Raw genomic sequence first — 2238 nt, forward strand, 5'->3', positions numbered from 1 at the left:
GGCTCTGGTCCACTTCTTGTGACGAGTGACGCTGCGTTATGGCTCGACATCGAAGAGAGCGATGGCAGGCGGCGCCGGGTCAAGCACTGCGCGCAGGCGGTTGAGCATCGTGCGCCATTGCTTCCACTCCTCGGGGTGAACCCAGTTTGAGGCTGGCCCAGCCTCGTCGCTTGCGATGCGGGCGAGGGCTTCGTCAGCGAGGGCCCGAAGGTCAGTGGCAAACATGGGCATGGGTGTTTCAGGGCCATAGGGGGTGTCGACAGGTTCACCTCCAGGGCATTGCGCTGCGATCAGTGCGGCGGCAGCTACCGCCTCTTCCGCTTCCGCGAGGAAGCCAGTTGCGTCGATGGTGCGGATGAGGACGCCTCGGACCAAGGCCTCACGCTTTTCCGGCTCGGCATCGTCCAGCATGTTGGCGAAATCTGCAGCTGTGTCGTTGTCGAAGGGGCCGGTGTCCCAGGTGCCCATGCTGATTTCCTTTCGTCGTTTCGCCGGGATCCTCGCATCAAGCACCGACAACGCGATCACGGAGCGAGGAGGACTCGCTTGCGTAGGAGGCTGAATCCGGCGCGGCCGAACATCTGGCGCTTGAGCATCTTGATCCGGTTGACATGGCCTTCGACGACGCCTGAGTTCCACGGGAGTGAGAGGCCGGCGATGACGGCGTCGAGGTCACGTTCGAGGTGCTGGGCGAAGTGACGAAGGCTGGGCAGATCGGTGGTGGCGGTGGCCGCTTCGATCCATTTCGGCAGCTGGTCGCCCTGCAGGTTGGTGAGCATGTGGCCGAAGGAGCACACGTGTTGGGCGAGTGCTGTCAGTTCGGGGCAGTTGGTGAGGACGGCTTTGAGCTGGAGCCGGTCGCCTTCGGGTAGGGCGTCGGGGTGGGTGAGGATCCAGCGAGTGACGGCGCGAGCCGATGGCGGCCGGGGGCCGACCGGTTGGGGCTTGCCGCGAAGACTTCTGCTGACGTAATCGCGGACGCTGCCGTAACCGCGGGGATAGCCTTGTTCCTTGATCTCCTCCCACAGTTTCCAGGCGTTGGTGCAGCCTTCCTGCCAGCGCTGATCGAGGTAGGGCTTGTAGGCGTCGAGCTTGGTCGCACGGCTCTGCCACTGGCCAGTGAACATCTCCTCCGGGGTCGTGGCGCGGGAGAAGCGCAGGATGGTGTTTAGGGTCATGCCGAGTTGCCGGGCGACGGATCGCTTGCTGTGCCCGGCCGCCAGGAGGGCGTGGATGGTGGCGTGCTTTACGCGGGTGCGTTCGGCGAACCGGTGCCCTGTCGGCCAGGGCGACAACGTGGCCGGCTCCTCCTCCTGCGGTTCATCCGGAGCCGGAACAGGACGTAAGCAGCCGCGGTGCCGGTAGACGCACTTCTCGGCGGCTTCACCCAGGTTGTGCCAGAGATGCCACCGATCGGCGACCTGGATGGCCTGCGGGGCACCGCGGGTGGCACCGTCGGCGAAGAAGGGGGCTCGGTCGCGGCAGACGATCTCGATGCCGGGCCGCTCGGCGAGCCAGGCCGCGAGCGTGTCCGCCTCCCGGTCAGGCAGGAGGTCGATGGGACGACGTGTTTCGACGTCGACGAGCACAGTTCCGTAGATACGGCCCTTGCGCTGCGCGTATTCGTCCACGCCGACCACACGGGGTGCGGCAGCGACGGGGTCCGGAAGCGAGGCGATCAGCCTCAGTAGGGTGTTCCTGCTGACCGGGACCTTGAAGGCGTCCGTCATTCGGGCGCCGGCTCGGCCTGCGAGCGCGAGTCCGACCGACACCAGCGCCGATCGCAGCCGCTCGGTCCTTCGCCCGAACCTGCGGGTGAGCCCTGGTACTTGCTCGGCGAAGGTCTTGCGCGGGCAGGAATCCTCCCCACAGACGAATCGCCGCACCCGTAACGACACCACGACGAACTTGCCCGCCGTCGGCAGGTCGCGAGGAAACCGCAGGTAGGAGCCGTGTATTCGAACCGACCAATATCCGCACCCCGGGCAGGCGGCCCGCTCGGCGGTCGTCCGGGCCTCGACCCGGACGACCGTGTCGGTCACCTCGACCGACTCCACGGACACGCCTTCGACTGAGGAAAACAACAGCTCATCCAGCTGCGGCAGCACTTCGTTCACGGCGAAGGACTGTCGACCACACCGCATTCCAGCCGGGCGATTTTCGGGCGAACTCAACCGGCATCACACGAAGATCAACAGTCACCCTGCGTACGCAACCACAGAAAGTGGCCCAGAGCCT

2 protein-coding genes are annotated in these 2238 nt (G+C 65.8%); both read right to left on the reverse strand.

Features of this window, described 5'->3' with window-relative positions; all coding sequences use genetic code 11:
- Nucleotides 1-36: 36 nt before the first annotated feature.
- Nucleotides 37-468, reverse strand: a complete 432-nt coding sequence (locus ACWDO5_RS35635; RefSeq protein ID WP_328724195.1) for a DUF4259 domain-containing protein — start codon at nucleotides 466-468, stop codon at nucleotides 37-39.
- 56 nt (nucleotides 469-524) lie between these two features.
- Nucleotides 525-2117 carry an ISL3 family transposase gene (locus ACWDO5_RS35640; protein WP_328724194.1) on the reverse strand — a complete coding sequence of 531 codons (1593 nt, stop codon included), beginning with the start codon at nucleotides 2115-2117 and terminating at the stop codon, nucleotides 525-527.
- Nucleotides 2118-2238 lie beyond the last annotated feature (121 nt).

This window comes from Streptomyces sp. NPDC000880 (assembly GCF_053599675.1).